Annotated in this window: 25 protein-coding genes; 20 read left to right on the top strand and 5 right to left on the bottom strand. The window is 64.8% G+C overall.

Features of this window, described 5'->3' with window-relative positions:
• Positions 1-126: 126 nt before the first annotated feature.
• Positions 127-1,047 (bottom strand): alpha/beta fold hydrolase, encoded by a 921-nt coding sequence (locus tag XH92_RS31380; protein ID WP_194455583.1) that lies wholly within the window; start codon positions 1,045-1,047, stop codon positions 127-129.
• A gap of 181 nt (positions 1,048-1,228) precedes the next feature.
• On the opposite strand from XH92_RS31380, the gene XH92_RS31375 reads away from it, so the two are divergent.
• The 19 genes from XH92_RS31375 to XH92_RS31285 all read left to right on the top strand — a co-directional run bounded on the left by XH92_RS31375 (position 1,229) and on the right by XH92_RS31285 (position 18,875).
• Positions 1,229-1,612 carry a hypothetical protein gene (locus tag XH92_RS31375; protein WP_194455582.1) on the top strand — a complete coding sequence of 128 codons (384 nt, stop codon included), beginning with the start codon at positions 1,229-1,231 and terminating at the stop codon, positions 1,610-1,612.
• Positions 1,609-2,691: an alpha/beta hydrolase gene (locus XH92_RS31370; RefSeq protein WP_194455581.1), complete on the top strand. Its 1,083-nt coding sequence runs from the start codon at positions 1,609-1,611 to the stop codon at positions 2,689-2,691. The genes XH92_RS31375 and XH92_RS31370 overlap by 4 nt, the downstream gene beginning before the upstream one ends.
• Before the next feature lie 26 nt (positions 2,692-2,717).
• Positions 2,718-3,314, top strand: a complete 597-nt coding sequence (locus XH92_RS31365) for a GNAT family N-acetyltransferase (RefSeq protein WP_194455580.1) — start codon at positions 2,718-2,720, stop codon at positions 3,312-3,314.
• A 181-nt stretch (positions 3,315-3,495) separates the two neighbouring features.
• Positions 3,496-3,972: a phasin gene (locus XH92_RS31360; RefSeq protein WP_194455579.1), complete on the top strand. Its 477-nt coding sequence runs from the start codon at positions 3,496-3,498 to the stop codon at positions 3,970-3,972.
• Between the two features lie 251 nt (positions 3,973-4,223).
• A complete protein-coding gene (locus XH92_RS31355) occupies positions 4,224-5,507 on the top strand; it encodes a DUF445 domain-containing protein (protein ID WP_194455578.1) in 1,284 nt (427 codons plus the stop codon).
• 203 nt (positions 5,508-5,710) lie between these two features.
• Positions 5,711-6,481, top strand: coding sequence for a triacylglycerol lipase (locus XH92_RS31350; RefSeq protein ID WP_194455577.1), 771 nt, complete (start codon positions 5,711-5,713; stop codon positions 6,479-6,481).
• 245 nt (positions 6,482-6,726) lie between these two features.
• The gene (paaX, locus tag XH92_RS31345) at positions 6,727-7,596 is read left to right on the top strand and encodes a phenylacetic acid degradation operon negative regulatory protein PaaX (RefSeq protein ID WP_194455576.1); all 870 of its coding nucleotides are present in this window, start codon (positions 6,727-6,729) and stop codon (positions 7,594-7,596) included.
• Between the two features lie 76 nt (positions 7,597-7,672).
• Complete coding sequence (gene paaA, locus XH92_RS31340) at positions 7,673-8,665, top strand: 1,2-phenylacetyl-CoA epoxidase subunit PaaA (protein ID WP_194455575.1); 993 nt, start codon at positions 7,673-7,675, stop codon at positions 8,663-8,665.
• Between the two features lie 13 nt (positions 8,666-8,678).
• Positions 8,679-8,966 (top strand): 1,2-phenylacetyl-CoA epoxidase subunit PaaB, encoded by a 288-nt coding sequence (gene paaB / locus XH92_RS31335; protein ID WP_194455574.1) that lies wholly within the window; start codon positions 8,679-8,681, stop codon positions 8,964-8,966.
• 125 nt (positions 8,967-9,091) lie between these two features.
• Entirely contained in the window at positions 9,092-9,868 is a 777-nt protein-coding gene (paaC, locus tag XH92_RS31330) for a 1,2-phenylacetyl-CoA epoxidase subunit PaaC (RefSeq protein WP_194455573.1), read from the top strand.
• Positions 9,862-10,365, top strand: a complete 504-nt coding sequence (gene paaD, locus XH92_RS31325; RefSeq protein WP_194455572.1) for a 1,2-phenylacetyl-CoA epoxidase subunit PaaD — start codon at positions 9,862-9,864, stop codon at positions 10,363-10,365. The genes paaC and paaD overlap by 7 nt, the downstream gene beginning before the upstream one ends.
• Positions 10,366-10,367: 2 nt before the next feature.
• Positions 10,368-11,444, top strand: a complete 1,077-nt coding sequence (gene paaE, locus XH92_RS31320; protein ID WP_194455571.1) for a 1,2-phenylacetyl-CoA epoxidase subunit PaaE — start codon at positions 10,368-10,370, stop codon at positions 11,442-11,444.
• 177 nt (positions 11,445-11,621) lie between these two features.
• A complete protein-coding gene (paaI, locus tag XH92_RS31315; RefSeq protein WP_194455570.1) occupies positions 11,622-12,077 on the top strand; it encodes a hydroxyphenylacetyl-CoA thioesterase PaaI in 456 nt (151 codons plus the stop codon).
• A 19-nt stretch (positions 12,078-12,096) separates the two neighbouring features.
• Entirely contained in the window at positions 12,097-13,428 is a 1,332-nt protein-coding gene (paaK, locus tag XH92_RS31310) for a phenylacetate--CoA ligase PaaK (protein ID WP_194455569.1), read from the top strand.
• 36 nt (positions 13,429-13,464) lie between these two features.
• Positions 13,465-14,895, top strand: a complete 1,431-nt coding sequence (gene iaaH, locus XH92_RS31305) for an indoleacetamide hydrolase (protein WP_194455568.1) — start codon at positions 13,465-13,467, stop codon at positions 14,893-14,895.
• A gap of 111 nt (positions 14,896-15,006) precedes the next feature.
• Entirely contained in the window at positions 15,007-16,020 is a 1,014-nt protein-coding gene (locus tag XH92_RS31300) for a zinc-binding alcohol dehydrogenase family protein (protein ID WP_194455567.1), read from the top strand.
• Positions 16,021-16,124: 104 nt separating this feature from the next.
• The gene (locus tag XH92_RS31295) at positions 16,125-17,180 is read left to right on the top strand and encodes a YeeE/YedE family protein (protein WP_194455566.1); all 1,056 of its coding nucleotides are present in this window, start codon (positions 16,125-16,127) and stop codon (positions 17,178-17,180) included.
• 167 nt (positions 17,181-17,347) lie between these two features.
• Positions 17,348-17,860 (top strand): hypothetical protein, encoded by a 513-nt coding sequence (locus XH92_RS31290; protein WP_194455565.1) that lies wholly within the window; start codon positions 17,348-17,350, stop codon positions 17,858-17,860.
• 254 nt (positions 17,861-18,114) lie between these two features.
• Positions 18,115-18,875 (top strand): IS5 family transposase gene (locus XH92_RS31285; RefSeq protein WP_210345578.1). Its coding sequence is split into 2 segments (ribosomal slippage): positions 18,115-18,460 and positions 18,460-18,875, totalling 762 coding nucleotides; the frame shifts between segments, so codons are not numbered across the junction.
• A gap of 790 nt (positions 18,876-19,665) precedes the next feature.
• Here XH92_RS31285 and XH92_RS31280 read toward each other — a convergent pair.
• Positions 19,666-20,436 carry a hypothetical protein gene (locus XH92_RS31280; protein ID WP_194455564.1) on the bottom strand — a complete coding sequence of 257 codons (771 nt, stop codon included), beginning with the start codon at positions 20,434-20,436 and terminating at the stop codon, positions 19,666-19,668.
• A 72-nt stretch (positions 20,437-20,508) separates the two neighbouring features.
• Positions 20,509-21,417 carry a DMT family transporter gene (locus XH92_RS31275; RefSeq protein ID WP_194455563.1) on the bottom strand — a complete coding sequence of 303 codons (909 nt, stop codon included), beginning with the start codon at positions 21,415-21,417 and terminating at the stop codon, positions 20,509-20,511.
• Between the two features lie 81 nt (positions 21,418-21,498).
• On the opposite strand from XH92_RS31275, the gene XH92_RS31270 reads away from it, so the two are divergent.
• Complete coding sequence (locus XH92_RS31270) at positions 21,499-22,956, top strand: PLP-dependent aminotransferase family protein (RefSeq protein ID WP_194455562.1); 1,458 nt, start codon at positions 21,499-21,501, stop codon at positions 22,954-22,956.
• Positions 22,957-23,111: 155 nt separating this feature from the next.
• Here the strand turns inward: XH92_RS31270 and XH92_RS31265 are convergent, their stop codons facing one another.
• Positions 23,112-24,332 carry a bifunctional alpha/beta hydrolase/OsmC family protein gene (locus XH92_RS31265; protein WP_194455561.1) on the bottom strand — a complete coding sequence of 407 codons (1,221 nt, stop codon included), beginning with the start codon at positions 24,330-24,332 and terminating at the stop codon, positions 23,112-23,114.
• A 28-nt stretch (positions 24,333-24,360) separates the two neighbouring features.
• Positions 24,361-25,023, bottom strand: a complete 663-nt coding sequence (locus XH92_RS31260) for a sulfite oxidase-like oxidoreductase (protein ID WP_194455560.1) — start codon at positions 25,021-25,023, stop codon at positions 24,361-24,363.
• Between the last annotated feature and the right edge of the window lie 8 nt (positions 25,024-25,031).

Below are 25,031 nucleotides of genomic sequence, written 5' to 3'. Positions count from 1 at the left end.
CGAGGCTGATGGTGCGCGACCTGCGCGATGCATCGCGCTGTCTACATCCTCCGCGCGGGCGCCGGAAGAACGCACTCCCGGCTCACATGGTTACCGGGAGATACTAGGGCTCCGTTCCGATTGGCCTCACGCCGCCTTCACCGCGGCCCCATGCGCGTGCTTGTCGATCGCGTCGATGATCTGCGGCCACATCGGGATCGGCAGCGCGTGGCCCATGCCCTCGACCATCAGAAGCTTTGCGCCGGGGATCGAGGCCGCGGTGTCCTTGCCGCCTTCGGGATGCACCAGCGGATCGACGGTGCCGTGGATCACCAGTGTCGGCGCCTTGACGCTGCGCAGGCGCTCCTTGCGGCTGCCCGAAGCGAGGATGGCGCGGAGCTGGCGACCGACGCCCTCCGGATTGAGGCCGCGTTCAAAGGTGCGCCGCGCGCGCTCGGGATCGAGCGCCTCATCTTCTGGGAATGAGCCGTTGCGCAGCACCTTCCAGGTCTGGCCGAACCGCGTGAAGTATTCCTCCTTGCTCTTCGGCGGCGGCGCCATCAGCACCGCGGTGGCCTCGCGGGTCGGACCCGGTATCTTCGGATTGCCGGTGGTCGACATGATCGAGGTCAGCGAGAGCACGCGCTCGGGAAAGGTGATCGCAACCTCCTGCGCGATCATGCCGCCCATCGAGGCGCCGACCAGATGCGCTTTGCGGATGCCCAGCGCATCCATCAATCCGATCGTGTCGCGCGCCATGTCGGCCAGCCGGTAGGGCGCAGCGACCGGTATCTTCAGGAAGCGCAACTTGAGCAGCTCGAGCGCGGTCAGCCGCTTGCCGCCGCTCATGCGGGAAGACTTGCCGATATCCCTGTTGTCGAACCGGATCACGCGAAAGCCGCGCGCGGCAAGCCGGCGACAGAATTCGTCGTCCCAATGGATCATCTGGGCGCCGAGGCCCATGATCAGAAGCAGCGGTTCCGCATTCGCATCGCCAAATATCTCGTAGCAGATGTCGATGCCGTTGGCGCGGGTTAGTTGCGGCAACTGATGGGCGAGCGTGGTCACGGGCGTCCTCTCCTGGATTCGCGGTCAGGAAGCTGCATGCTGCCATGGATTGACGCAGCGCAGAAGAGCTTCGACGTCGCTCCGCGCGCCGCGCAGTTGACCGATCAATTGCAACAGTGTCGTATGGCACAAACAAGTGGAAGCGCGGCAAGCGCTCGAGATTGGAGTGGAGGAGGGCCACATGGCCGACAAGGGCAACGACCCTGCCGTGATCTGGCAGACGATGATTGGCGAGATGGAGAAGGGGTTCAACTCCTTCGGCAACCAGCTGATGAGCTCGCCTGAATTCTCGAAGGTGATGAACCAGGCCGGCGGCGTCGCGGCCGGCGCGCAGAAGCAGCTCGGCGAGCTGATGGAGAAATATCTTCTGGCGATGAACCTGCCGAGCCGCGCCCAGCTCGTCGGCATGGCCGAGCGGCTGCAGTCGATGGAGAACCAGCTCAACGAGATCAAGACGCTGTTGCAGCAGGTGCACCACAATTCGCTGGCGCCGGACGACGGCCACGGCGCAATGCCGCGGCCGCCGCGCACCAGGCGCCCGCCATCGGAGGGAGACGGCAAATGAATGCTCCCACCGGGTTTGATTTCGCCTCGATCTCCGAGCGGGTCCAGTCCGAGGTGCAGCGCGCGATCCAGCGCAGCATCAAGGGCGTCGAGTACTTCTCGAGCTCCGGCCCCGAGCTCGGCTCGACGCCGAAGGACGTGCTGTACTCGCGCGGCACCATGAACCTCTATCATTACCGGCCGCTGACCGACGAAGTCTATCGCGTACCGGTGCTGATCGTGATGGCGACCACCAATCGCGGCTACATCCTCGACCTGGTGCCGGGGCAGAGCTTCATCGAATTCCTGCTCAAGCGCGGCTTCGACGTCTACATGCTGGACTGGACCGCGCCGAAGCCCGAGGAGAAATCGCTGCGCATGGAGGACTACGTCCTCGACTTCATTCCGGAGTCGGTCCGCCGGGTGCAGCAGGATTCCGGCGAAAAGGACGTCTCGGTGATCGGCTATTGCTTCGGCGGCGTGCTGTCGCTGCTCTATGGCTCGATCTTCAACGACGGGCCGATGAAGAACTTGATCTGCTTCACGACGCCGATCGATTTCCGCGAGATGAAGCTGTTCTCGAATTTCGCCGACCGCCGCTACTTCGACGTCGACCGCCTGATCGACAGCACCGGCAACATGCCGCCGGAGCTGATCCTGCAGTCGTTCGACATGCTGCGGCCGGCCGCACGCGTCGTCGGCCAGATCCAGCTCTGGGACAACATCTGGAACGACGAGTTCGTGAAGTCGTACCGGATGTTCGACCGCTGGGCGACCGACACGCTGCCGCTCGCGGGCGAGTATTTCCGCGCCATCACCAAGGACCTGATGTGGGACAACAAGCTCTACAACGACACCATGACGGTCGGCGGCCGCGAGGCGAAGCTTGCCGACATCAAGGTGCCGATCCTGCATGCCGTCGCCGAGCACGACCACATCGTGCCATATGATGCGGCAAAGCACCTCATCACCAAGATCGGCTCCGAGGACAAGGAGGAGGTGATGCTGAAAGGCGGTCACGTCTCGCTGGTCGCCGGCGCCAATGCAATCAAGCGGCTGTGGCCGAAACTGGACTCCTGGTTGGGCAAGAGATCGACCTAACAGGGGTCGACTTGAGAGAGATCGACATGACTGAACAACGTTCCTATCCGCGCCACGTCAAGACTGAGGCCGGCGACATCGAGTTCCGGCTGATGAAGCGGGCCGACGAGGCGGCGGTGCTGGCCTTCGCGCAGAAGCTGCCGACGCATGATCTCTTGTTCCTGCCGCGCAACATCAGCCAGCCGAAGGTGCTGTCGGCCTGGATCAACGAGATCGAGCGCGGCGACATCACGAGCCTGCTCGCGATCAGGGACGGCCAGGTGGTGGGCTGCGGCACCCTGGTGCGCGATCCGCACTCCTGGTCGCCGCATGTCGGCGAGATCCGGATGGTGGTGTCGCTCGACGTGCGCGGCCAGGGCGTCGGCCGGGCGCTGTCGCAGGAGACCTTCGCCATCGCGCTCGGCGCCGGGCTGGAGAAGTTCTCGGTGCAGATGACCGTCGACCAGCGGGCGGCGATCGCGCTGTTCGAAAGCCTCGGCTTCAAGGCGGAGGCCCTGCTGCGCGACCATGTCCGCGACGTCGAGGGCAAGACCCACGACATCGTCGTGCTCGGACACAACGTGGCTCAAGTTCGGGCACAGATGGAGGCATATGGGGTGCCTGGCGCGGTTGGCGGTGGTTAAATACCGTCGTCTGCCGGTTTCGCAGGCGATCTGCCGATTATTCAGGTTGTTCACGGGTTCGTGATATCGCGCTGCAACATCGATGTTGCGACGCACCATGGGGTGTGTCATAACACCGTTGCCCCGGGCCAATCCGGACGGGGTGAGCCCATAGCTCAAACCTGAGGATGGAGAGACCCCAATGACCACCGAAACCAATTCCGTGCTGAACAGCGTCAAGGAAGCCTTCGCGCCCGTCACCGAGGCGTTCACCAAGCTCCAGAACCTGGAAGTTCCGGAAGCCGCCCGTGAATTCGTGAAGAAGCAGGCCGAGGCCGCCAAGACCCGTGCCGCCGACGCGTATGCCGGCTCCGAGAAGGTGACCAACGTGATCGAGACCGCCGTTGCCGGTTCGGTGACCGAGGCCGCCAAGATCAGCCGCAACATCCAGCAGGCGATCTACCAGGACGCCGAGGCGTTCTTCGCCGGCATCGACAAGCTCGCGTCCGCCAAGTCGCTGAGCGAAGCCGCCCAGATCCAGTCGGACCTGGTCCGTGCGCGTGGCGAACTGTTCGTCTCGCGGGCGAAGGCCACGTCAGAGTATCTCGGCAAGCTCGTCAGCGACGGTGCGAAGACTGCGCAGGACAACTTCGCCAAGGTCTACGGCAAGACCGCCTGATCGCGCTTGCACTGACCAACTGCCCTTTTCGAAGGCCCGCCATTTCGCGGGCCTTCTTTTTTGCCCTCTCGGACGTCATCCCCGCGCAACGGCTTGCCGTTGTCGCTGGAGGTGCGAGCGGAGCGAGCCTCGAAGGATGGCCGCGAGCGACGGTGCTTGTGGCCATCCTTCGAGGCGCGCAAAGTGCGCGCACCTCAGGATGACGCCGGTGTGTGTGCCGTCCAGGTAGACTAGCGTACATTCGAAACCCCATGACCCTTCCCGCCGCCCTCATCTCAACGCCCGTCGATGCCGAACGCGCCGCCGAGCTGCGGCGCGTGAAATGGCTGGCGACCGGCGTGCTGGCGGCAACCCTCGTCATCTTCGTCGCATCGAAGGCGCTGCTGCCGGTGCATCCCGTGTTCGGCTTCATTGCGGCATTCGCCGAGGCCGCGACCATCGGCGGGCTCGCCGACTGGTATGCCGTCGTCGCCCTGTTCAAGCGGCCGCTCGGGCTGCCGATCCCGCACACGGCGATCATCCAGAGCAATCAGGGGCGCATTGCCGAGAAGCTCGGCGAATTCATCGAGAACAATTTCCTGGAATCCGGGCCGGTCGAGGCCAAGCTGCGCGAGATCGATTTCGGCAGCTTCATCGCCGACTGGCTGCGCGACCGCAAACGTTCGGAGGATCTTGCCCGCTTCGTGCTGCGGATGCTGCCCGAAGCGTTCGCGGCGACCGAGAGCTCCGGCCTGATGCAGTTCATCAGCCGCCGCATCTCGACCCAGATGCTCTCGATCGATCTCGCGCCGCTTGCCGCCGGCGCGCTGCGCGGCTTCGTGCAGGAGGGCAAGCATGGTGGCCTGCTCGACGACATCCTGCGCGTGCTGCACCAGACGCTGACGCAGAAGGAGACGATGGCTGTCATCCGCGACAAGGTTCGCGCGGAGATGCCGACCCTCCTAAAACTCTATCGTGCCGACAAGTTCGTGGTGAACCGGATCATCGCTTCGGCCACGAAATTCTTCGAGGAGGTGCGCAACGATCCGCAGCATCCGTTCCGCGGCGAGTTCGACCAGATGCTGCTGTCGTTCGTCGACCGGCTCGGCAGCGACAAGGCGTTCGCCGATCGGATCGATGGCCTCAAGCGCGATCTGATGGCGCGGCCGGAGCTCGCCAATCTCGGGCGCACGATCTGGGCCAACGTCAAGGATTTCATCGAACGCAGCGCCTCCGGCGAGTCGCAGGTGCTGCAGCATCAGCTGGCGCGGATGTTCGTCGAGGCCGGCGATGCGCTCGACGGCGACGCCGAGCTGCGCGCCGAAATCAACCAGGGCCTGGTCGCGATCCTGCGCACGGTCGTCGCCGAGCAGAAGAGCGGCGTCTCGAGCTTCATCGCCGATCAGATGAAGAGCTGGGACATGGAGCAACTGATTTCGCTGATCGAGGTCAATGTCGGCAAGGACCTGCAATACATCCGCTTCAACGGCTCGCTGATCGGCGGGCTTGCCGGCCTGGCGCTCTACACGCTGGAATACGTGCTGCGGCTGCTGTGACCGATTGGGCACGGGCGCCACATTAGTTGTGGCAAGTGTGACCTGGACCGCTTGCACCAAAGTGTCCGGTTCCCTAGCTTTTCAAGACAGATTGTTGCGTTGCGGAACGATTCCGCCGGGTTTGCGTCAACTCCATTGACCCATTCTCGTTGATTCCATTGCCGGCCGCCGAGACGTCAGGGGCCGTCCGAAGAGGAGTTGAAATGTCCGTTGCTGCGCAGACGCTACGCCCGCCGTCCAGGACGCTGATGTTCCTGGAAGGCCGCGCCATTCACGAGCTCGGTGCCTTTCTTGGCGCATTGCCGCTGCTGAGCCTTGCGCCGCGCGGCGACGGGCATCCGGTGCTGGTGCTGCCCGGATTGATCGCCTCCGACATGTCCACGCGTCCGCTGCGGGACTTCCTCAAGAGCAAGGGCTACGCCGTCAGCGGCTGGCGCCAGGGCCGCAACCTCGGGCTTCGTTCCGGCGTGCAGGACGGCATGGTCGATCTGCTGCAGGAGATGAATGAGACCAGCGGCCGCAGGGTCTCGCTGGTCGGCTGGAGCCTGGGCGGCCTCTATGCGCGCCAGCTCGCCAAGATGATGCCGGATCGCGTGCGCCAGGTGATCACCCTCGGCAGCCCGTTTGCCGCGGGTCCGAAGTCGACCAACGCCTGGCGCGTCTACGAGATGGCCAGCGGGCGCCGCGCCGACGAAGAGGATTCGCGTTTCGGCGGCTCGCTCGCCAGTGCGCCGCCGGTACCGACCACCGCGATCTTCAGCCGCACCGACGGCGTCTGCGCCTGGCAGGGCTGCCGCGAGCAGAATTCGTCGATGACCGACAGCATCGAGGTCGAGAGCAGCCATTGCGGCATGGGCCATCACCCGGCCGTCGTCTACGCGGTGGCCGATCGCCTCGCGCAGAAGGACGGCGAGTGGGCGCCGTTCGATCGCAGCGGCTGGCGCAGCTTGGTCTATCCGAATCCGAATCGCTAGGTCTTGCGAAGGTCTCTCTTCACCTCGCCCCGCTTGCGGGGAGAGGTTGGATTGCGAAGCAATCCGGGTGAGGGGGACTCTCCACGTATCGTCTGTCACCGCATTTGCGGAAGCGGCCCCTCACCCCAACCCTCTAAGAGCGAGCTTCGCTCGTCTCGACCCCGCAAGAGCGGGGCGAGGGGGCGGTAACGCCTCCCGCGCGTCGGCATTTCTTTGAATCGACAAAACGCGCTATGCGTTGAGGCATGCCACAGCCGCTTGCCCGCATCGTCGATCAGCTGAAGCGCGAGCCGTCGCGCACGGGGTCGATCGTCATCACCGTGTTCGGCGATGCCATCGTGCCGCGCGGCGGCGCGGTGTGGCTCGGCACGCTGCTGGAATTCTTCAAGTCGCTCGACATCGACGGCAACGTGGTGCGCACCGCGATGTCGCGGCTCGCCGCCGACGGCTGGCTCGAGCGCAGCAAGCTCGGCCGCAACAGCTTTTATCGCTTGAACGCCAAGGGCCGGCAGACCTTCGACACCGCGACGCGCCACATCTACGATCCGCCGCCATCGGACTGGACCGGGCGCTTCGAGCTGCTGCTGATCGGCAATGCCGAGGATCGCGACGTCGCACGCGAGGCGCTGAAGAATGCCGGCTTCGGCAGCCCGCTGCCCGGCGTGTGGGTCGCGCCGTCAGGCGTGCCGATCCCGGGCGAGGCGTCGCGCGCGATCCGTCTCGAAGTCTCTGCGGAAGACGACAGCGGACGCCGGCTGCTCAGCGAGAGCTGGCCGCTCGATCGCACTGCGGACGCCTATCTGAAATTCATGAAAACGTTCGAGCCGCTGCACGGCTGGATCGTCAGGGGCGCGACGCTGAGCGACGCCGACGCCTTCACCGCGCGCATCCTGTTGATCCATCACTACCGCCGGGTCGTGCTGCGCGATCCGCTGCTGCCGTATCAGCTGCTGCCGAAGGATTGGCCGGGCAGGGCGGCGCGCAAGCTCTGCGGCGAGATCTATCGCGGGCTGCTTCCGCTGTCGGAACAATGGCTTGACGACAATGCAACCAACGAGGACGGGCCGCTGCCGAAGCCCAATGGGGCGGTGGCGCGCCGTTTCGAGGACGCCTGAATATATTACAAAAACGTCTTGCATTTTGATATTTGTGTTATATATTCCTGCCTAACAACACACTGGGAGGTCGGCCATGTATACGCAGGCGCTCAACTCATCCGATGGCGACGATCGCGGCGTCGAGGATGTTGCCCGTGCCAGCCAGTTCCAGGCCCGCATCGATGCCGACGAGCGCATCGAGCCGAACGACTGGATGCCTGCCGCCTATCGCAAGACGCTGACCCGGCAGATTTCCCAGCACGCCCATTCCGAGATCGTCGGCATGCTGCCCGAAGGCAACTGGATCACCCGCGCGCCATCGCTACGCCGCAAGGCCGCGCTGCTCGCCAAGGTGCAGGACGAATGCGGCCACGGACTCTATCTCTATGCCGCGGCCGAGACGCTCGGCACCTCGCGCGAGGAGCTGGTCGACGCGATGCTCTCGGGCAAGGCGAAATACTCCTCGATCTTCAATTACCCGACCCTGACCTGGGCCGATATCGGCACCATCGGCTGGCTGGTCGACGGCGCCGCGATCATGAATCAGATCCCGCTGTGCCGCTGCTCCTACGGCCCCTATGCGCGCGCGATGATCCGCGTCTGCAAGGAAGAGTCGTTCCACCAGCGCCAGGGTTTCGAGATCATGGTGACGCTGTGCCGCGGCACCGCGGAGCAGAAGGCGATGGCGCAGAACGCGCTCGATCGCTGGTGGTGGCCGGTGCTGATGATGTTCGGCCCGCCGGACCAGGTCAGCCAGCACAGCGACACCTCGACCAAGTGGAAGATCAAGCGCTTCTCCAATGACGAGCTGCGCCAGAAATTCATCGATGCCACCGTGCCGCAGGCCGAATTCCTTGGGCTGACGATTCCCGATCCCGGCATGAAGCAGAACGAGAACGGCAATTGGGTGCACAGCCCGATCGACTGGGACGAGTTCAAGCAGGTGCTGGCCGGCAACGGCCCGTGCAACCGCGATCGTCTCGCCGCCCGCCGCAAGGCGCATGACGAGGGCGCCTGGGTGCGCGAGGCCGCGATGGCCTATGCCGAGAAGCGCAAGAGCCGCCAGCTCGCGCAAGCCGCCGAATAAGGGAGCGCTCAAGATGGCCACGCCGAACACCCCGCTCTGGGAAGTCTTCATCCGCAGCCGCAACGGCCTTGCCCACAAGCATGTCGGCTCGCTGCACGCGGCCGACTCGACGCTCGCCCTGCAGGCCGCGCGCGACATCTACACCCGCCGCGGCGAGGGGCTGTCGATCTGGGTGGTGCCGTCGAGCGCGATCACCGCGTCCGATCCGTCCGAGAAGGGCATGATGTTCGAGCCGGCGGAGTCCAAGATCTATCGCCATCCGACCTTCTACGACGTCCCCGACGAAGTCGGGCATATGTGACATCGCATTCGTCGCGTCATTGCGAGCGAAGCGAAGCAATCCATCGGACCGCAAGGCAAGAAGCAAGCATGGATTGCTTCGTCGCTTCGCTCCTCGCAATGACGGCCCAACAGCGAGTTGATTAGATGGCTACCGCCAATATCGAAGTCTCCGAAACGCCGCTGGTGCTCTACGCGCTGCGCCGCGCCGACGATGCGCTGATCCTCGGCCATCGGCTGTCCGAATGGTGCGGCCATGCGCCGGCGATGGAAGAGGACATGGCGCTCGCCAATATGGGTCTCGACCTGCTTGGCCAGGCCCGCGAGCTCTACACCTATGCGGCCAAGGTCGAGGGCCGCGGCAATGACGAGGACAAGTTCGCTTATCTGCGCGACGTCCGGCAGTATCGCAATCTGCTGCTGGTCGAGCAGCCGAACGGCGACTTTGCCCGCACCATGGTGCGGCAGTTCTTCTACGCCGCGTTCGCCGATCTCTACTGGCGCGCGATGATGTCCTCCTCCGACCCGACGCTTGCCGCGATCGCGGCGAAGTCGGAGAAGGAGAGCGCCTATCATGTCAGGCATTCGTCGGAATGGATCGTCCGTCTCGGCGACGGCACCGCGGAGAGCCATCGCCGCGCGCAGAATGCGATCGACGATCTCTGGGCCTATACCGGCGAGATGTTCGCGGTCGACGACGGCGAGCGCGGCCTGATCGACGCCGGCATCGCGATCGATCCTGCCACGCTCAAGCCGCGCTGGCTGAAGACGGTCACCGGCATCGTCAACGAGGCGACGCTGTCGCTGCCAGCGGGCGACTGGATGCAGCAGGGCGGCCGCAGCGGCAGCCACAGCGAGCATCTCGGCCATCTCCTCAGCGAGTTGCAGTCGATGCAGCGGACCTTTCCGGGGGCAACATGGTGACGGTTGCGCTCAGCGATGCCGATCTGCGCCGGCGCGCCTGGCACGCGGCCGCGCAGGTGGTCGATCCCGAAATCCCGGTGCTGACCATCGCCGATCTCGGCGTGTTGCGCGATGTCGCGGTCCACGATGGCCATGTCGAGGTCGCGATCACGCCGACCTATTCCGGCTGTCCCGCCATGAACATGATCGCGCTCGAGATCGAGCTTGCGCTGGAGCGCGAGGGCATTCACCGGCCGAAGGTCCGCACCGTGCTGTCGCCGGCCTGGACCACCGACTGGATGAGCGAGGACGGCCGCCGCAAGCTCAGGGAATACGGCATCGCGCCGCCGCTGCCGGGCTCCTCGCGCCGCGCGCTGTTCGGCGAGCAACAGGTCGCGTGCCCGCAATGCGGCTCTGGCGATACCGAGCTGCTGTCCGAATTCGGCTCGACCTCCTGCAAGGCGCTGTGGCGTTGCAAGAGCTGCCGTGAACCCTTCGATTACTTCAAGTGTCATTGACCATGTCGACACCACGCTTCCACCGTCTGTCCGTCAGCGATCTGCGCCGCGAGGCGTCGGACGCGATCTCGATGACCTTTGCGATCCCCGACGATCTGCAAGGCGACTACCGCTTCACGCCCGGCCAGTATCTGACGCTGCGCACCACGATGGACGGCGAGGAGGTTCGCCGCTCTTATTCGATCTGCTCCGGCCCCGACGACGGCGAGCTGCGCATCGCGGTGAAGAAGGTCGACGGCGGCGCGTTCTCGAATTGGGCCGCCGACGAATTGAAGGCTGGCGACGAGCTCGACGTGATGACGCCGACCGGCCGCTTCGGCGTCGCGCACGCGCCCGGCGAGGCGCGGACCTATGCCGGTTTCGCCGCCGGCAGCGGCATCACGCCGATCCTCTCCATCATCAAGGGCGTGCTGGCGCGCGAGCCGGACAGCCGCTTCTTCCTGTTCTACGGCAACCGTTCGACCGAAGGCGTCATGTTCCGCGAGGCGCTGGAGGAGCTGAAGGACCGCTTCATGCAGCGGCTGTCGGTGTTCCATGTCATCTCCGGCGAGGAGCAGGACATTCCGATCCTGCACGGCCGGCTCGACGGCGAGAAAGTACGTGTGCTGCTGCGCTCGCTGGTGCCGGCCGAAACGGTCGATCACGTCTTCGTCTGCGGCCCGGCGGCGATGAGCGAGACCATCGAGGCGACCTGCCGCGAGATCGGCATCGCCGACGAGCGCATCCATGTCGAACGCTTCGTGTCGGAATTCGGCGGCAAGCCGCGGGCGAAGGTCGTCGTTCCCGCCGGCGCGCCGCCGAAGGCGATCGCCGGACTGATCATCGACGGCAAGCGCCGCGAGGTCCCGGTGGCCGACGGCGAGTCGATCCTCGACGCCGCGCTGCGCGCCGGCATGGACCTGCCGTTCGCCTGCAAGGGCGGCATGTGCTCGACCTGCCGCGCCAAGCTGGTCGAAGGCGAGGCGCCGATGGATCTGAATTATTCGCTGGAGCCGTGGGAGCTGAAGGCGGGGTTCATCCTCACCTGCCAGGCCAAGCCGTGCTCGGAAAAGGTCGTGGTCGATTACGACCACGTGTGACTTTTGATCGTCATTCCGGGGCGATGCGCAGCATCGAACCCGGAATCTCGAGATTCCGGGTCTGGTCCTTCGGACCATCCCGGAATGACGGAAGTAGTGTTGACGTCGCAGGCACTGCACTGAAGATTTGACACCGAGAGGCCCGCAGCAGATGGGCCCGCGCACAGGGAGTTCGATGTGAACGTGAAGGCCACGCTATCGCCCGAGGATATCGCCCGCGCCTGTGCGGATGCGATGTGGAAGGAAGACGACGCCAGCAAGGGCCTCGGCATGGAGCTCGTCGAGATCAAGCCGGGGCAGGCGGTGATGGCGATGACGGTGCAGCCGCACATGGTCAACGGCCAGCGTATCTGCCATGGCGGTTACATCTTCACGCTCGCGGATTCCGCGTTCGCCTTTGCCTGCAACAGCCATAACGATCGCGCGGTGGCGGCGCAGGGCAATGTCACCTTCATCCGGCCCGGCAAGCTCGGCGATCGCCTGGTGGCGACCGCGCGCGAGATCTCGCGCAGTGGCCGCTCGGGAATCTACGACGTGCGCGTCACCGCCGGCGACAGCGTGATTGCCGAATTCCGCGGACATTCGCGGGTGATAGCCGGCACATGGCTGCCGGATTCAGACATCAAGGCATAAGGCTTCAGGGGAAACGTCGATGGCAACGGCAAAGCTCAGGGTTGGGGACAGCGGTTATCACGCCGAGCTCGATGCGGCTGAACGCGCCTCGCGCGACGAGATCATGGCGTTGCAGACCAAGCGGCTGGCCTGGTCGCTCAAGCATGCCTACGACAATGTCGCGCATTACAAGAAGAGTTTTGACGCGGCGGGCGTGCACCCCACAGACTTCAAGCAGCTTCCCGACCTCGGAAAATTTCCCTTCACGGTGAAGACCGATCTGCGCGACAACTATCCCTTCAACATGTTCGCGGTGCCGCGCGAACAGCTGGTGCGGGTCCACGCCTCCTCGGGCACGACCGGCAAGCCGATCGTCGTCGGCTACACCAGGGCCGATATTGACACGTGGGCGGACGTGATGGCGCGCTCGATCCGCGCCGCCGGCGGCCGCACCGGCATGCTGATGCACAATGCCTATGGCTATGGCCTGTTCACCGGCGGCCTCGGCGCGCATTACGGCGCCGAGCGGCTCGGCTGCACCGTGGTGCCGATCTCCGGCGGCATGACCGAGCGGCAGGTGCAGATCATCAACGACTTCAGGCCCGATATCATCACGGTGACGCCGAGCTACATGCTCGCGATCCTCGACGAGTTCAAGCGGCAGGGCCTCGACCCGCGCAAATCGTCGCTGAAATTCGGCATCTTCGGCGCCGAGCCCTGGACCAATGCGATGCGCGTCGAGATCGAGCAGGCCTTCGACATGGACGCGACCGACATCTACGGCCTCTCGGAGGTGATCGGCCCCGGCGTCGCGCAGGAATGCGTGGAGACCAAGGACGGCCTGCACATCTGGGAGGATCACTTCTATCCCGAGGTGATCGATCCCCTGACCGGCAAGGTGCTGCCCGACGGCGAGAAGGGCGAACTGGTGTTCACCTCGCTGACCAAGGAAGCGTTCCCGATCATCCGCTACCGCACCCGTGACCTGACGCGGCTGTTGCCCGGCACGGCGCGGCCCGGCATGCGGCGGATGGAGAAGGTGACCGGCCGCTCCGACGACATGATCATCCTGCGCGGCGTCAACGTGTTCCCGACCCAGATCGAGGAAGCGCTGCTGGCGACCGACTGGTGCGGCGGTCACTTTGTTATAGAACTCACCCGCGAGGGCCGCATGGACGAGATGACGGTGCTCGCCGAAGCCCGGCCCGAGAGCTGGGACGGTGCAGGGCTCGTCGCGCACGCCGAGAAGGTCTCCGCCTTCATCAAGAACACGATCGGCATCTCCACCCGCGTCCGCGTCGTCGCGCCCGAGACACTGGAGCGTTCGCTCGGCAAGGCGAAACGTGTTTACGACAAGCGGCCGAAAGAATAGCCTTTCGCCAGCAATGCGGGAGGGCGCGGGGTTTCCATGGCCGACACCAACGAAGCAACCGCTGCGGAGATCGTGGCCGATATCCGCGAGCGGAAGGTAACGGCGGTCAGCGTCGTCGAGGCCGCGCTCGATCGCGCGGAGCGGCTCAAGCACCTCAACGCCTTCATCGTGCTGAACCGCGACGGCGCGCTCGCCGCGGCGCGCGAGGTCGATGCCGGAAAGCGGACCGGCGCGCTGGCCGGGCTCCCTATCGTCGTCAAGGACAACATCAACACGTCGGACTTGCCGACATCGGGCGGCACGCCGGCGCTGCAATACGCACGGCCTGCGCGCAATGCGCCGTCGCTGCAAAAGCTGCTCGACGCGGGGGCCGTGGTCATCGGCAAGACCAATCTGCACGAGCTCGCCTTCGGCATCACCAGCACCAATCTCGCTCCGTTCGCGGGCCCGGTTAGAAATCCATACGACGTGACTCGGATTCCGGGCGGATCGTCCGGCGGAACGTCGGCGGCGATCGCCGCGCGGATCGCGACCTGTGGCCTCGGCTCGGACACCGGTGGCTCGACCCGCGTGCCCGCGGCGCTGACTGGGACCGTTGGCCTCAGGCCTTCGGTCGGCAATGGCGGCGCCGAGCGGCGCTACCACGACGACAACCAGGTGGTTCCGATCAGCCATACCCGCGACACCGTCGGCCCGATGGGACGTACGGTTGCCGACGTCGCGTTGCTCGATGCGGTGATCACGGGCACGACGCCGGCCGCAGCCATTCCGCTGCACGGCGTGCGCCTCGGCATTCCCGCCTGTTTCTGGAGCGGCCTCGATCGCGCTGTCGAGGCCGTCGCCCGCGCGGCCTGCGCCAGGCTCACGGCGGCCGGCGCGGTGCTGGTCGATGTCGATATGCCCGATGTGTTCGAGCAGAATGGCAAGGTGTCGTTCGTGGTCGCGCTGCATGAACCGATCGCCGATATCCCGGCCTGGCTCGCCGCTTCCGGGATCGAGGGGATTACGCTGTCCGACATCGCGGCCGCCGTCGCCAGTCCCGACGTGGTCGGCGCATTCGGTGCCATCACGGCGGATGCCTTTGGGCCGGCCTATGACGATGCGATCAAGGTGCAGCGGCCGGCGCTGCAGGCGATCTATGCCGCGTATATCGCCGGCAACAGGCTGGATGCCATCCTGTTTCCGACCACGATCGCGCCTGCACTCGTGATCGACGAGAAGACCGGGTCCGGCGAGATGTCGGTCAATGGCGGCGAGCCGGTGCCGACCTTCGGCACCATGATCCGCAACACCGATCCCGGCAGCAATGCGGGCCTGCCCGGGCTGTCGCTGTATGCCGGCATGACGCCAGACGGCCTGCCGGTCGGGCTCGAGCTCGACGGTCCGGTCGGCAGCGATGCCAGGCTGCTCGGCCTCGGCCTGTCGATCGAAGCGATCCTCGGCACGGCCCCGCCGCCGAAGCTCTGAGTAACAAGCCCCTTGAATTGATCGGTCAGTCGATTAGTCATGGCGTGAGCCGTTTGGCCGCCACGATGCGCGCCTTGCGGAGCGCGCTTCACGACCAAGACTGGACTGCTCATGCCGCCGGCCCCGCCAGCAAATCGTCATCCTGTCGATGCCCGTTGCGTTCGCCTGCTGACGAAGGCGGAGAACACGGCGGCGGTCGCGCCTGTTGTGGAGACCCATGCACTGTCGTGCGGCGACAACGACGTCCTGATCGAGGTGAAGGCCGCCGCGGTCAATCCGTCCGACGTCAAGGCCGCCACCGGGCTGATGCCCTATGCCGTATTCCCGCGGACCTCGGGGCGCGACTACGCCGGTGTCGTGATCGACGGTCCGTCAGGCATGATCGGGCGCGAGGTGTTCGGCTCGTCCGGTGATCTCGGCATCCGCCGCGACGGCACCCACGCCACGCACCTGGTGGTCGAGCAAGATGCGGTGGTGGAAAAACCCGCCGGCATCTCCTGGGACGAAGCTGCCGGGATCGGCGTGCCCTTCGTCACCGCGATGGAAGGCCTGCGCCGCGCCGGTCTGCCGAAGGCGGGTGAGACCGTGCTTGTCATGGGCGTCAACGGCAAGGTCGGCCAGGCCGCGGTGCAGATTGCAAGCTGGCACGGCGCACGCGTGATCGGCGTGGTGCGTAAAAGCGAGCCCTATGAGGGTCACAGCAATTCGCCGGTCGAGGTGATCGACGCCTCCACAACCGACGTCGCCGCGCGGGTGCGCGAGCTGACTGGCGGCAAGGGCGCCGACATCGTCTACAACACGGTCGGCGATCCCTATTTCCAGGCCGCACACAAGTCGCTGGCGCTGCGCGGCCGGCAGATACTGATCGCCGCGGTCGACCGCATCGTGCAGTTCAACATCCTCGAATTCTATCGCGGCCAGCACACCTATGTCGGCATCGACACGCTTGCGCTGTCGTCGGTTGCCACCGGCGAGGTGCTGCGCGAGCTCGCGCCGGGTTTTGCCGGCGGGCATCTGAAGCCGTTTCCGATCAAGCCGAGCGCGATCTATCCGCTGGAACAGGCCAAGGCGGCGTTTGTTGCCGTGGCAGGCTCGTCGCGCGACCGCGTGATATTGCGACCGTAATCCACCGTCATTGCGAGGAGTGAAACGACGAAGCAATCCATTCTCTCCCGTGTGATAGTATGGATTGTTTCGCTCGCAATGACTTAGGCAATTGAAGGATTGTTATGGACCCCGCAACGATCGTCATCCTCGCTGCCCTGATCATCGGCCTGATCTATGGCTCGGTCGGTCTCGTCAGCGGCTTCTGCATGATGAGCGGCCTGCGCGGCTGGTGGGCGGACGGCGACGGCCGGCTGGCGCGCACCTACGCGCTGGCGATGGGGGTTGCGATCGCGGCCTCGCAGCTGCTGGCGGCGGCGGGCCTCGTCGATCTCGGCAAGTCGATCTATCTGCAACCGTCGTTCTCGGCGCCGGTGATGTTCCTCGGCGGGCTCCTGTTCGGCTACGGCATGGTGCTGTCGAACGGCTGCGGCTCGCGGGCGCTGGTGCTGCTCGGGCGCGGCAACCTGCGCTCCTTCGTGGTCGTGATCGTGCTCGGCATCTTTGCCGAGATGACGCTGAAGGGCCTGATCGCGCCGCTGCGGATCGCGATGGTGCAGGCGTCGCAGGCCACGGTGTCAGCCAACTCGGTGCCGGCGCTGCTGGCGGGCGCCGGCCTCGGCGCGGTGCCGGCGCGGATGTTGGCGGCCTCGGTGCTCGCGGCCGTCCTGATCATCTTCGCCTTTGCCCATGCCCCATTCCGCAAGTCGCCGGGCCAGATCGCGGCCGGCTTGATCGTCGGCCTGCTGGTGGCTGGCGGCTGGTACGCGACCGGTTATCTCGGCGCCGATGATTTCAATCCGGTGCCGGTGACGTCGCTCACCTTCATCGCGCCGATCGCCGACGCGCTGCAATATGTGATGCTGTCGACCGGCTCGACGCTCAATTTCGGCATCGCCACCGTGTTCGGCGTGTTCGCCGGCAGCCTGGTCACGGCGCTCGCCACCGGGCGCTTCCAGCTCGAAGGCTACCGCTCGCCGCAGCACATGCTGCGCTCGGCAAGCGGCGCCGCGCTGATGGGCGCGGGCGGCGTGATGGCGTTCGGCTGCTCGGTCGGGCAGGGGCTGACCGGACTGTCGACGCTGTCGCTGTCGTCCTTCATCGCGATCGCCGGCATCATGCTCGGCACCGGCGCCGGTCTGCGCGGCGCGCTGCGGGTCAGGCCGCTCGCGACGGCTTGAAGTTCTTGTTTGAGCATGATCTCCGCGCAAACGCGTTGCGGCAGCGCAGTATGCCGCGATGGGTCAGGAGCGGGCTTGTCTCTTCGGCGGGGCCGGCTGGTCTTCTTGCATTGTCTCTGCGGTCTCACTAGGGTGAATAAGGTTCCTGACCTCGCAGGGGGATTACCGTGCAATGCATCACGCCTGCGGCGCTATGTGGCGCGCTTCTCGCTTCGACGGTCGCACTTGCGCAGGAGAAGCATATCGTTGCGTTCGAAGCACCAGCGAGCGGCAACAAGTACACCCAGCAGCACATCCTCGAAGTAGGCGACGTGCCTGAGCACAAGCTGCGGCTGTTCGAGTTGGTGCGCAGCTACGGCGGCAAAGACCAGACAATTGAGAACGTCGTCCTCAAGGAGGCCGTTATCCGTGGCACCAGCGATCTGACCGACTTCAATGGGCTCGGCCGCAGCTATGTCGAATATAGGATGGAGAACGGCGACAAGATTTTTGCACGCGGATTCTTCCTTAACCACAAGCTGCCAAGTAGCGAGCGCCTGAAAAACCTCACGGAGTTGGATATCACGGGCGGTACCGGTAAATTCCGCGGCATTCGCGGCGTCGTGCGGGCTGAAACGGTTGCCGACTACAAGGCGTTCAACCAGAACCGGACCGAGTTCGAATACTGGTTCGAGAAGTAGCCGCATATTTTGCTCTGTGGCGACACGCTAGGACTAGGCCCGCGAGGGCGCGTCCGCGAGCGAGCTCAGTGCGATCCCGCCGACGATCAGCGCCGCGGCGATCGCGAGCGATAGATCGATCGGCTCGCCGACCGGCTTGCGCGGCGCGCTGCGGGTCGGGCCGCTCGCAGCGGCCTAGGACCGATCGACATTCAGGATTCCCAAGCGGTTTGATCGCTGATTCATAGAGTTCCGTGATTCGAGACACGGAGCAGATGGTGGCGGCGAAACGATATGAGCTGACGGAGGCGCAATGGGCGAGGGTTGCGCCACTGCTGCCGGGGAAAGCTGGCGACCCGGGACGGACGGCTGCGGACAATCGACTGTTCGTCAACGGATGTTTGTGGGTCTTGCGATCGGGCGCACACTGGAGCGACCTGCCGGAACGGTACGGCAAGTGGAAAACGGTGCATCAGCGCTTCAGCCGCTGGTGCCATGCCGGCGTCTGGGAGCGCGTGTTCGCTGCTCTGACCGCCGATCGCGACAACCAGTATCTGATGATCGACAGCACCATCGTTCGCGCCCACCAGCAGGCGACGAGCGGAAAAGGGGGGCCAAAGATCAGGCGCTGGGGCGTTCCCGAGGCGGACTGACCACCAAGATCCACATGCTGGCTGATGCGCTCGGCCGTCCGCTCCGCTTCATCGTCACGGCTGGGCAAGTTAATGACATCACCCAGGCGCCCGCACTGCTCCACGGCCAGAGCGGCGATGCCGTGCTCGCCGACAAGGCCTATGACAGCAACGCCTTGCGTGCGATCATCGCGGAAATCGGCGCAACGGCGGTGATCCCGTCAAACCGCACCCGCAGGATCATCATTCCGCACGACGCCGACGCCTACAAACAGCGCAACCGCATCGAGCGCTGCTTTTGCCAGCTCAAACACTTCCGACGCTTGGCAACCCGTTATGACAGGCGATCTGGCAACTTTACTGGCTTCATCCATCTCGCAGCCGCAATGATCTGGATGCAATGAATGTCGATCGGCCCTAGGGTGTGTACTCATGGACGCTCCTGACCGGCTCATGCATTTTCGTTGGTCTCGCTGTGACGGCGTTTTGCATTGGACAAGCTGCCAGGCGACGCTTCCCAAAGACCTATGCTGTCGTTGACAAAATGCTGTACAGCATCGACCTAATTTTGATAGCGGGCTTTTTTGTACTGCTTTACGTCACGCGGTGAAGACCGCAGTCATCCTTCAAGCATAGCGATGTCGCCTTCTGGCCCTTAGCTGAAGGTCCAGCCGTCCATCAGCACGTCAGCCTATTTGTGCGGAGCGGAAGTGGCCGGGTTAGGGCGCGGTGGGTGGCTTGTGACCCGGAGCGGATGTCGGGTCGATCGTGTCTAATTTTTCATGCCCCAATCAGAAATGCTTAGTGTCTATGTGCTAATCTAGCTGCATGAATTGGCTCGCACTTCTACTCTTTATCGGCCCATTGTTGTACTTCCTCCTTCGTGCCAAGCGCAGCCACGAACGATCGCTGGAACTTAAGCCGACGGGGCTATACCGCTCTCCGCTGTCCCGTGCATGGATTGCAATTCTCGTTGCAATCCTCGTGCTCTTGTTCGGTCCAGCATATCTGCCTCACCATCGTTGGGCTCTCATCGCGTATCTCGTCGCGTGGGCCGTTGTGCTTGTCGCGGCCTTCTTCGTGCGGCGCGCCCTGAAATGGCGCTACCCGATCTGAGACGATGACTTCTGCTAGTGGCCCGAAGCAGCGGAGCAGGCATTGTGCCCCGAAGCTGACATGAACTGGAGTATCGGTTTAGCGCTCGTCGCCATTTTCGCGACGTTGCCGGTGCAGACGCGGGCGAATGTAGCAGCGCAGAACGAAGAACCCCCAGAACCCACAAAGCCCTAGCACGACCATCAAACTGGACCTGAAAAACGCAAACCCAAAAAGGTAGGGTTCAGCAGCATGCGTTACATCGCGGTAGCGAGTGGCGATTTGCCCTGTCTCATACCACTTCAGCAATGACCAGCCACCGATGGTAAGGAACGTTACGCTGATCACCAGCAAGAGGAGGTGCGCTAGGAGTTCCCTGGCCTTAGCAGGCAAAAGGGAAACTATGGTTCGTCCTTCCGCTAGCAGCCTTGCGTGTAGCGACCCTGTGATGAGCGCGGCGAAGGCTGGTACGAACAGGAGGACGGCAACGTAGTACAGGCCGAAGAAGTCAGGATTGATGGGAGGAAAAACATGGTGGCCAACAAGTACCAGTGCCAGCCTCCCAAAAAGGACAACGCCCCATGCAAGCACAAAGCAAAGCAAGATGCTTAAGGCGGTGCCAGCCAAACCGTCCCGAGGCCGGGCAATCCACGTGCCGACCTTTCGGGCTGGTAGAAAGAGCATTGCAAATGCTATCGCCCAAAGGAAAGCGAGAACAGCGAGTTTATCCATATAAAAATCATGAGCGTCGGTGGTTAAAGAAAGCATACTCGCGTTAGTTGAAGTGCTGCGACCAAACGTCCTTTGAGGCGCCTGACATTTCACATTGAGTGTGGCGCGCTTGGTCTCCTTCTGGCCCAAGGCCGACATGCAGCCATGTCGGTTTGACGTCAACTTCCGAGACCGAAGCGGACGTGACAAATCTATGAGTACAGGCTCTCATTACGCCCGCGCCGGCACATCCGCGAGCGAGCTCAGTGCGATGCCGCCGACGATCAGCGCCGCGGCGATCGCGAGCGATAGATCGATCGGCTCGCCGAGCAGCAATGCTGCGGTCACGATGCCGACGATCGGCGTCGCTGTCGTGCCGAGCGAGGTCGTTAGCGCCGGCAGGCTCTTGTTGACCATGGACATCGCCCAATAGGCCAGCGCCGTTCCGATGAAGCCGGAATAGAGAAACAGCAGCACGAGGTGCGGCGACCATGTCACCGTGGGCACGCCCTCGGTGACCAGCGCCGTCATGGTCAGCACCACCGTCGCGACCAGCACCTGCCAGAGCAAGAGCTGCAGCGGCGTCGCGATCCAGCGGTGCGAGCGGATGTAGATGATGTTCGCGGCCCAGCAGATCGCGGCGATGATGATCATGCCGGCGCCGGCGATGACATGCAGATTGCTCCAGTCCAGCGATGCCGGGTTGAGGATCACGCAGAGGCCGGCAAGCCCCAACGCGACCCCGACGAGCTTGAGCGCGCCGAGCCGTTCGGTTCGTGCGGCGCCCGCTGCCAGCGCGACCCAGAGCGGCGTGGTGTAGCCGAGCACGACACCCTTGCTCGCCGGCAGGTAGCGCAGGCCGGCGGCGACCAATGTCGAGAAGAACGTCATGTGCAACAGCGCGACGCTGAGCACGACGGGGACGTCGGCGATCCGTGGAATGATCAGATTGCCGCTGGCGCGCAGGATCACCAAGAGGGCGACCAGGGCGACCCAGCTGCGGATCGATGCGGTCCACAGTGGCGGCACTGCCTCGACCAGTGATTTCGTCACCGACCAGTTGATGCCCCAGGCCAGCACGACGACGATGAACAGGGCGGCGGCTTTGGCAGGGGATAGCGATGGGCTCACGGGCGGCATCCTTGCAGGCGATATCGCTTCTGAATAGGATCACGCTGGCTCTCTCGAAAGAGCCAGATTTGACAGATACGAGGAGCCAGATTGATCCTTGCCGAATTGCTCGCGTTGAAGCGTGCCGACGATGTCGGGCTGACCGCGCAGCTGACGGGGCAGCTGCGTGGGCTGATGGCGGGCGGCCGGATCCGGAGCGGGGCCGTGCTGCCGTCGAGCCGCACGCTCGCGGCCGAGCTCGACGTGTCGCGCAACACGGTCACGCATGCCTACGAGCAACTGGCAGCCGAGGGGTATCTGCGCGTTGCCGCGCGGCGACGGCCGGTAGTCACGGACGATATCGAGGCGCGCTTCGCCAAGCCTGTGCCCGCGCCACGGCGCGATGCCGCCCGCAAGCCTCTGCTATCGCCCTGGGCCTTGCAGCTCTCCGAAACGGATTGGCCGTTGTCCTACCAGGCCGACTTCCGGCCGCTGCGTCCCGGGCTTGCTGATGCGCGCGAGTTTCCGCACGAGATCTGGGCGCGCTGCCTGCGCCGTAGCGCGCTGCGCCGCCGCTTCAACGACCAGACCGTGATCAACCGGCCCGGTCTGCGCGAGGCCTTGCGCGACTATCTCGAAGTCAGCCGCGGCGTGCGCGCCGAGGCCGATCAGATCCTGATCCTGCCGACCGCGCAGGCGGCGCTGACGCTGATCGCCGCGACCACCATCGTGGCCGGCGATGCGGTGTGGACCGAGGACCCCGGCTATCCCGGCGCCGCGGCGGCGTTTCGCGCGGCCGGCGCCGCCGTCGTCGGGCTCAGGCTCGATCAATGGGGCATGATGCGGACGCGCGCGACGCGCGCGCCGAAGCTGATCTTCACGACGCCGTCGCATCAGCACCCGACCGGGCGGGTGATGCCGGTGGCGCGCCGCACCGAGCTGCTGGCGGCGGCCGAGCCCGGCAAGACCTGGATCGTCGAGGACGATTACGACGGCGAGTTTCACTATGACAGCCGCCCGATGCCGGCCTTGCAGGGGCTCGATCGCGAGGGACGCGTGCTCTATCTCGGCACCTTCGCCAAGGCGATGACCGCCGATATCCGCATCGGCTATCTGGTGGTGCCGCCACAGCTGGCGCAGACGATGGAGATCGCACAGCGCCATCTCGGGCTGATCGCCTCCGTGCATGTCCAGGAGGCGCTGGCCGGCTTCATGGCCGACGGGCATTTCCTGGCGCATGTCCGGCGGATGCGGCGCATCTATCGCGCGCGCCGGGACCACCTCGCGGCCGCGCTGGCGCGGCAGCTCGATCAGGTGCTTGTGGCCGAAGTCCCGCCGGGCGGGATGCAGTTGATCGCGCGGTTCAAGGATGGCGCCGCGGACCAGAGCGCCGTGACGCGGGTGGTTGCCGCCGGCGTCGAGCTGCGCGCGTTGTCGAGCCTCGCGCTGGAGCGGCCGCACGACCACGGCCTGCTGCTCGGCTTCGCCGCCTGGCGCGAGAACGAGATCGGCGCCGCGGTCCGGATCATGGCGAATTGCCTGACGGGGAAGCGTGCGGCGCGCGGGTAGAGCGGCGCTCACATGATTTCGGAATAATAGAAAGATATCCCTGTGTTGGCCGACGTGTCAAGTCACCTTGTCGAACGCCCGGATGGCCGGCTACTTTGCATGGGGTTGTTTTCGATATTTTTGGGCGCGCCCCTGCAACGGGCCGCGTCGCAGGCTTACTCTGCCGCCTTGGTGACGATCCGCACCTCGGATGTCAGCGTCTTGTGCACCGGGCACTTGTCGGCGATTTCCATCAGCCGCTTGCGTTGATCGACGTCGAGGTCGCCCTCGATCCTGATGACGCGGTCGATCTGGTCGAGCATGCCCTCGCGCGTCTCGCACTCCTCGCAATCCTTGGCATAGATCTTGTTGTGCTGGAGCGTCACGGTGATGCGATCGACCGGCAGCGACTTGCGGTCGGCATACATCCGCATCGTCATCGAGGTGCAGGCACCGAGCCCGGTGAGCAGGAAATCGTACGGCCCGGGACCGGTGTCCTGACCGCCGACGGCGACCGGTTCGTCGGCGATCAACCGGTGCGGACCGGTGGTGACGATCTGCTGGAACTTGCCGTTGCGGGTCTCCTGCACCACGACGTTGCGCGGCGCGCTGCCGGTGTCGGCCACCGGCTGCGGCGCGAGATCGACGTAGCGCTCGGCCCAGGCGCCGATCACGTCGGCGACATAGGCGGCATCCTGCTTGCCGCTCAGGAGATGATCCGCGCCGGCAAGCGAGACGAAGCTCTTCGGATGCTTGGCCGCGATGAAGATGTTGGTCGCGTTGTCGATGCCGACGGTGTCGTCGGTCGGCGAATGCATGACCAGCAGCGCCTTGTGCAGCTGCTTGACCTGCGCCATCAAATTCTGCTCGGCGACGTCGTCGAGGAATTCGCGCTTGATGCGGAACGGGCGCCCGGCGAGCGAGACTTCGCCTTCACCTTGCGCGCGGATATCCTCGATCCGGTCCTTGAAGAAGTGCGTGACATGAACAGGATCGGACGGCGCGGCGATGGTGGCGACCGCCTTCGCTTCGGGGATCTGGCCGGCTGCCGCGAGGATCGCGGCGCCGCCGAGGCTGTGGCCGATCAGGATCGCGGGCGCCTTGCGGGTCTCGCGCAAATGGTCGGCGGCGCGGACGAGATCGGCGACGTTCGAGGTGAAGGTCGAATTAGCGAACTCGCCCTCGCTGGAGCCAAGGCCGGTGAAGTCGAAGCGCAGCGTGGCGATCCCCTTCGCCGCCAGTGCGACCGCAATGCGCTTGGCCGCCAGCACGTCCTTGCCGCAGGTGAAGCAGTGCGCGAACAGGGCATAGGCCTTGATCGGGCCGTCCGGCGTATCAAGCGCGGCGGCAAGCTGATGGCCGCCGACACCGGTGAATTGAAAGCGTTCGTGCGGCACGGGCAGGCTCCATCATCGTTGGTGGTTGTCAGTCGCCAGAATAGCGCTGTTCGGCCCAGGGATCACCGCGATTGTGATAGCCGCGGACCTCCCAGAAGCCCGGCGCATCTTCGGTCAGGAATTCGATGCGCTGCAGCCATTTGGCGCTCTTCCAGAAATACAGATGCGGCACCACCAGCCGTACCGGACCGCCGTGCTCCTGCTCCAGCGGCTGGCCCGACCAGCTATGGGCGAGCAGCGCGTCCTCGCCGGCGAAATCCTCGAGCGCGAGGTTCGTCGTATAGCCGTCATACGAATGCAGCGCGACGAACCGCGCGTCCTCGCGCGGCCGGCAGGCGGCGAGCAGGTCGCGCGTCGCAAGCCCCTCCCACTGATTGTCGTAGCGCGACCAGGTGGTGACGCAGTGGATGTCGGAGACGAATTGGGTCTGCGGCTGGGCCACGAATTGCGGCCAGTCCCAGTAGATCGTCTGCTCCACCGCGCCGTAGACGTCGAGCCGCCAGCGCTCCCGCGTGACGTTCGGCAGCAGCCCGAGATCGAGCACCGGCCAATCCGCGGTCAGATGCTGGCCCGGCGGCAGGCGCTGCTCCTCCGGCCGGGTGATCCTGCCAGTGAGGAATTTGCCCTCGCGCGCCCAGCGCTGCTTGCTGCGCGTCAGCTTGCTCTCGGACGGTTCCCGGTCGTCGGTCATCGGCGTTG

The organism is Bradyrhizobium sp. CCBAU 53421 (assembly GCF_015291625.1).
Classification (GTDB): domain Bacteria; phylum Pseudomonadota; class Alphaproteobacteria; order Rhizobiales; family Xanthobacteraceae; genus Bradyrhizobium.
Note: the sequence above shows the minus strand (reverse complement) of the source record. Positions and strands in the feature narration are given on the sequence as shown.

Bases quoted from the DNA above. Each gene is read 5' to 3' on its own strand.
- XH92_RS31375 (WP_194455582.1), top strand. From the start codon at position 1,229: ATGGCCGACAAGGGCAACGACCCTGCCGTGATCTGGCAGACGATGATT.
- XH92_RS31370 (WP_194455581.1), top strand. From the start codon at position 1,609: ATGAATGCTCCCACCGGGTTTGATTTCGCCTCGATCTCCGAGCGGGTC.
- XH92_RS31365 (WP_194455580.1), top strand. From the start codon at position 2,718: ATGACTGAACAACGTTCCTATCCGCGCCACGTCAAGACTGAGGCCGGC.
- XH92_RS31360 (WP_194455579.1), top strand. From the start codon at position 3,496: ATGACCACCGAAACCAATTCCGTGCTGAACAGCGTCAAGGAAGCCTTC.
- XH92_RS31355 (WP_194455578.1), top strand. From the start codon at position 4,224: ATGACCCTTCCCGCCGCCCTCATCTCAACGCCCGTCGATGCCGAACGC.
- XH92_RS31350 (WP_194455577.1), top strand. From the start codon at position 5,711: ATGTCCGTTGCTGCGCAGACGCTACGCCCGCCGTCCAGGACGCTGATG.
- paaX (WP_194455576.1), top strand. From the start codon at position 6,727: ATGCCACAGCCGCTTGCCCGCATCGTCGATCAGCTGAAGCGCGAGCCG.
- paaA (WP_194455575.1), top strand. From the start codon at position 7,673: ATGTATACGCAGGCGCTCAACTCATCCGATGGCGACGATCGCGGCGTC.
- paaB (WP_194455574.1), top strand. From the start codon at position 8,679: ATGGCCACGCCGAACACCCCGCTCTGGGAAGTCTTCATCCGCAGCCGC.
- paaC (WP_194455573.1), top strand. From the start codon at position 9,092: ATGGCTACCGCCAATATCGAAGTCTCCGAAACGCCGCTGGTGCTCTAC.
- paaD (WP_194455572.1), top strand. From the start codon at position 9,862: ATGGTGACGGTTGCGCTCAGCGATGCCGATCTGCGCCGGCGCGCCTGG.
- paaE (WP_194455571.1), top strand. From the start codon at position 10,368: ATGTCGACACCACGCTTCCACCGTCTGTCCGTCAGCGATCTGCGCCGC.
- paaK (WP_194455569.1), top strand. From the start codon at position 12,097: ATGGCAACGGCAAAGCTCAGGGTTGGGGACAGCGGTTATCACGCCGAG.
- iaaH (WP_194455568.1), top strand. From the start codon at position 13,465: ATGGCCGACACCAACGAAGCAACCGCTGCGGAGATCGTGGCCGATATC.
- XH92_RS31300 (WP_194455567.1), top strand. From the start codon at position 15,007: ATGCCGCCGGCCCCGCCAGCAAATCGTCATCCTGTCGATGCCCGTTGC.
- XH92_RS31295 (WP_194455566.1), top strand. From the start codon at position 16,125: ATGGACCCCGCAACGATCGTCATCCTCGCTGCCCTGATCATCGGCCTG.
- XH92_RS31280 (WP_194455564.1), bottom strand. From the start codon at position 20,436: ATGTCGGCCTTGGGCCAGAAGGAGACCAAGCGCGCCACACTCAATGTG.
- XH92_RS31275 (WP_194455563.1), bottom strand. From the start codon at position 21,417: ATGCCGCCCGTGAGCCCATCGCTATCCCCTGCCAAAGCCGCCGCCCTG.
- XH92_RS31260 (WP_194455560.1), bottom strand. From the start codon at position 25,023: ATGACCGACGACCGGGAACCGTCCGAGAGCAAGCTGACGCGCAGCAAG.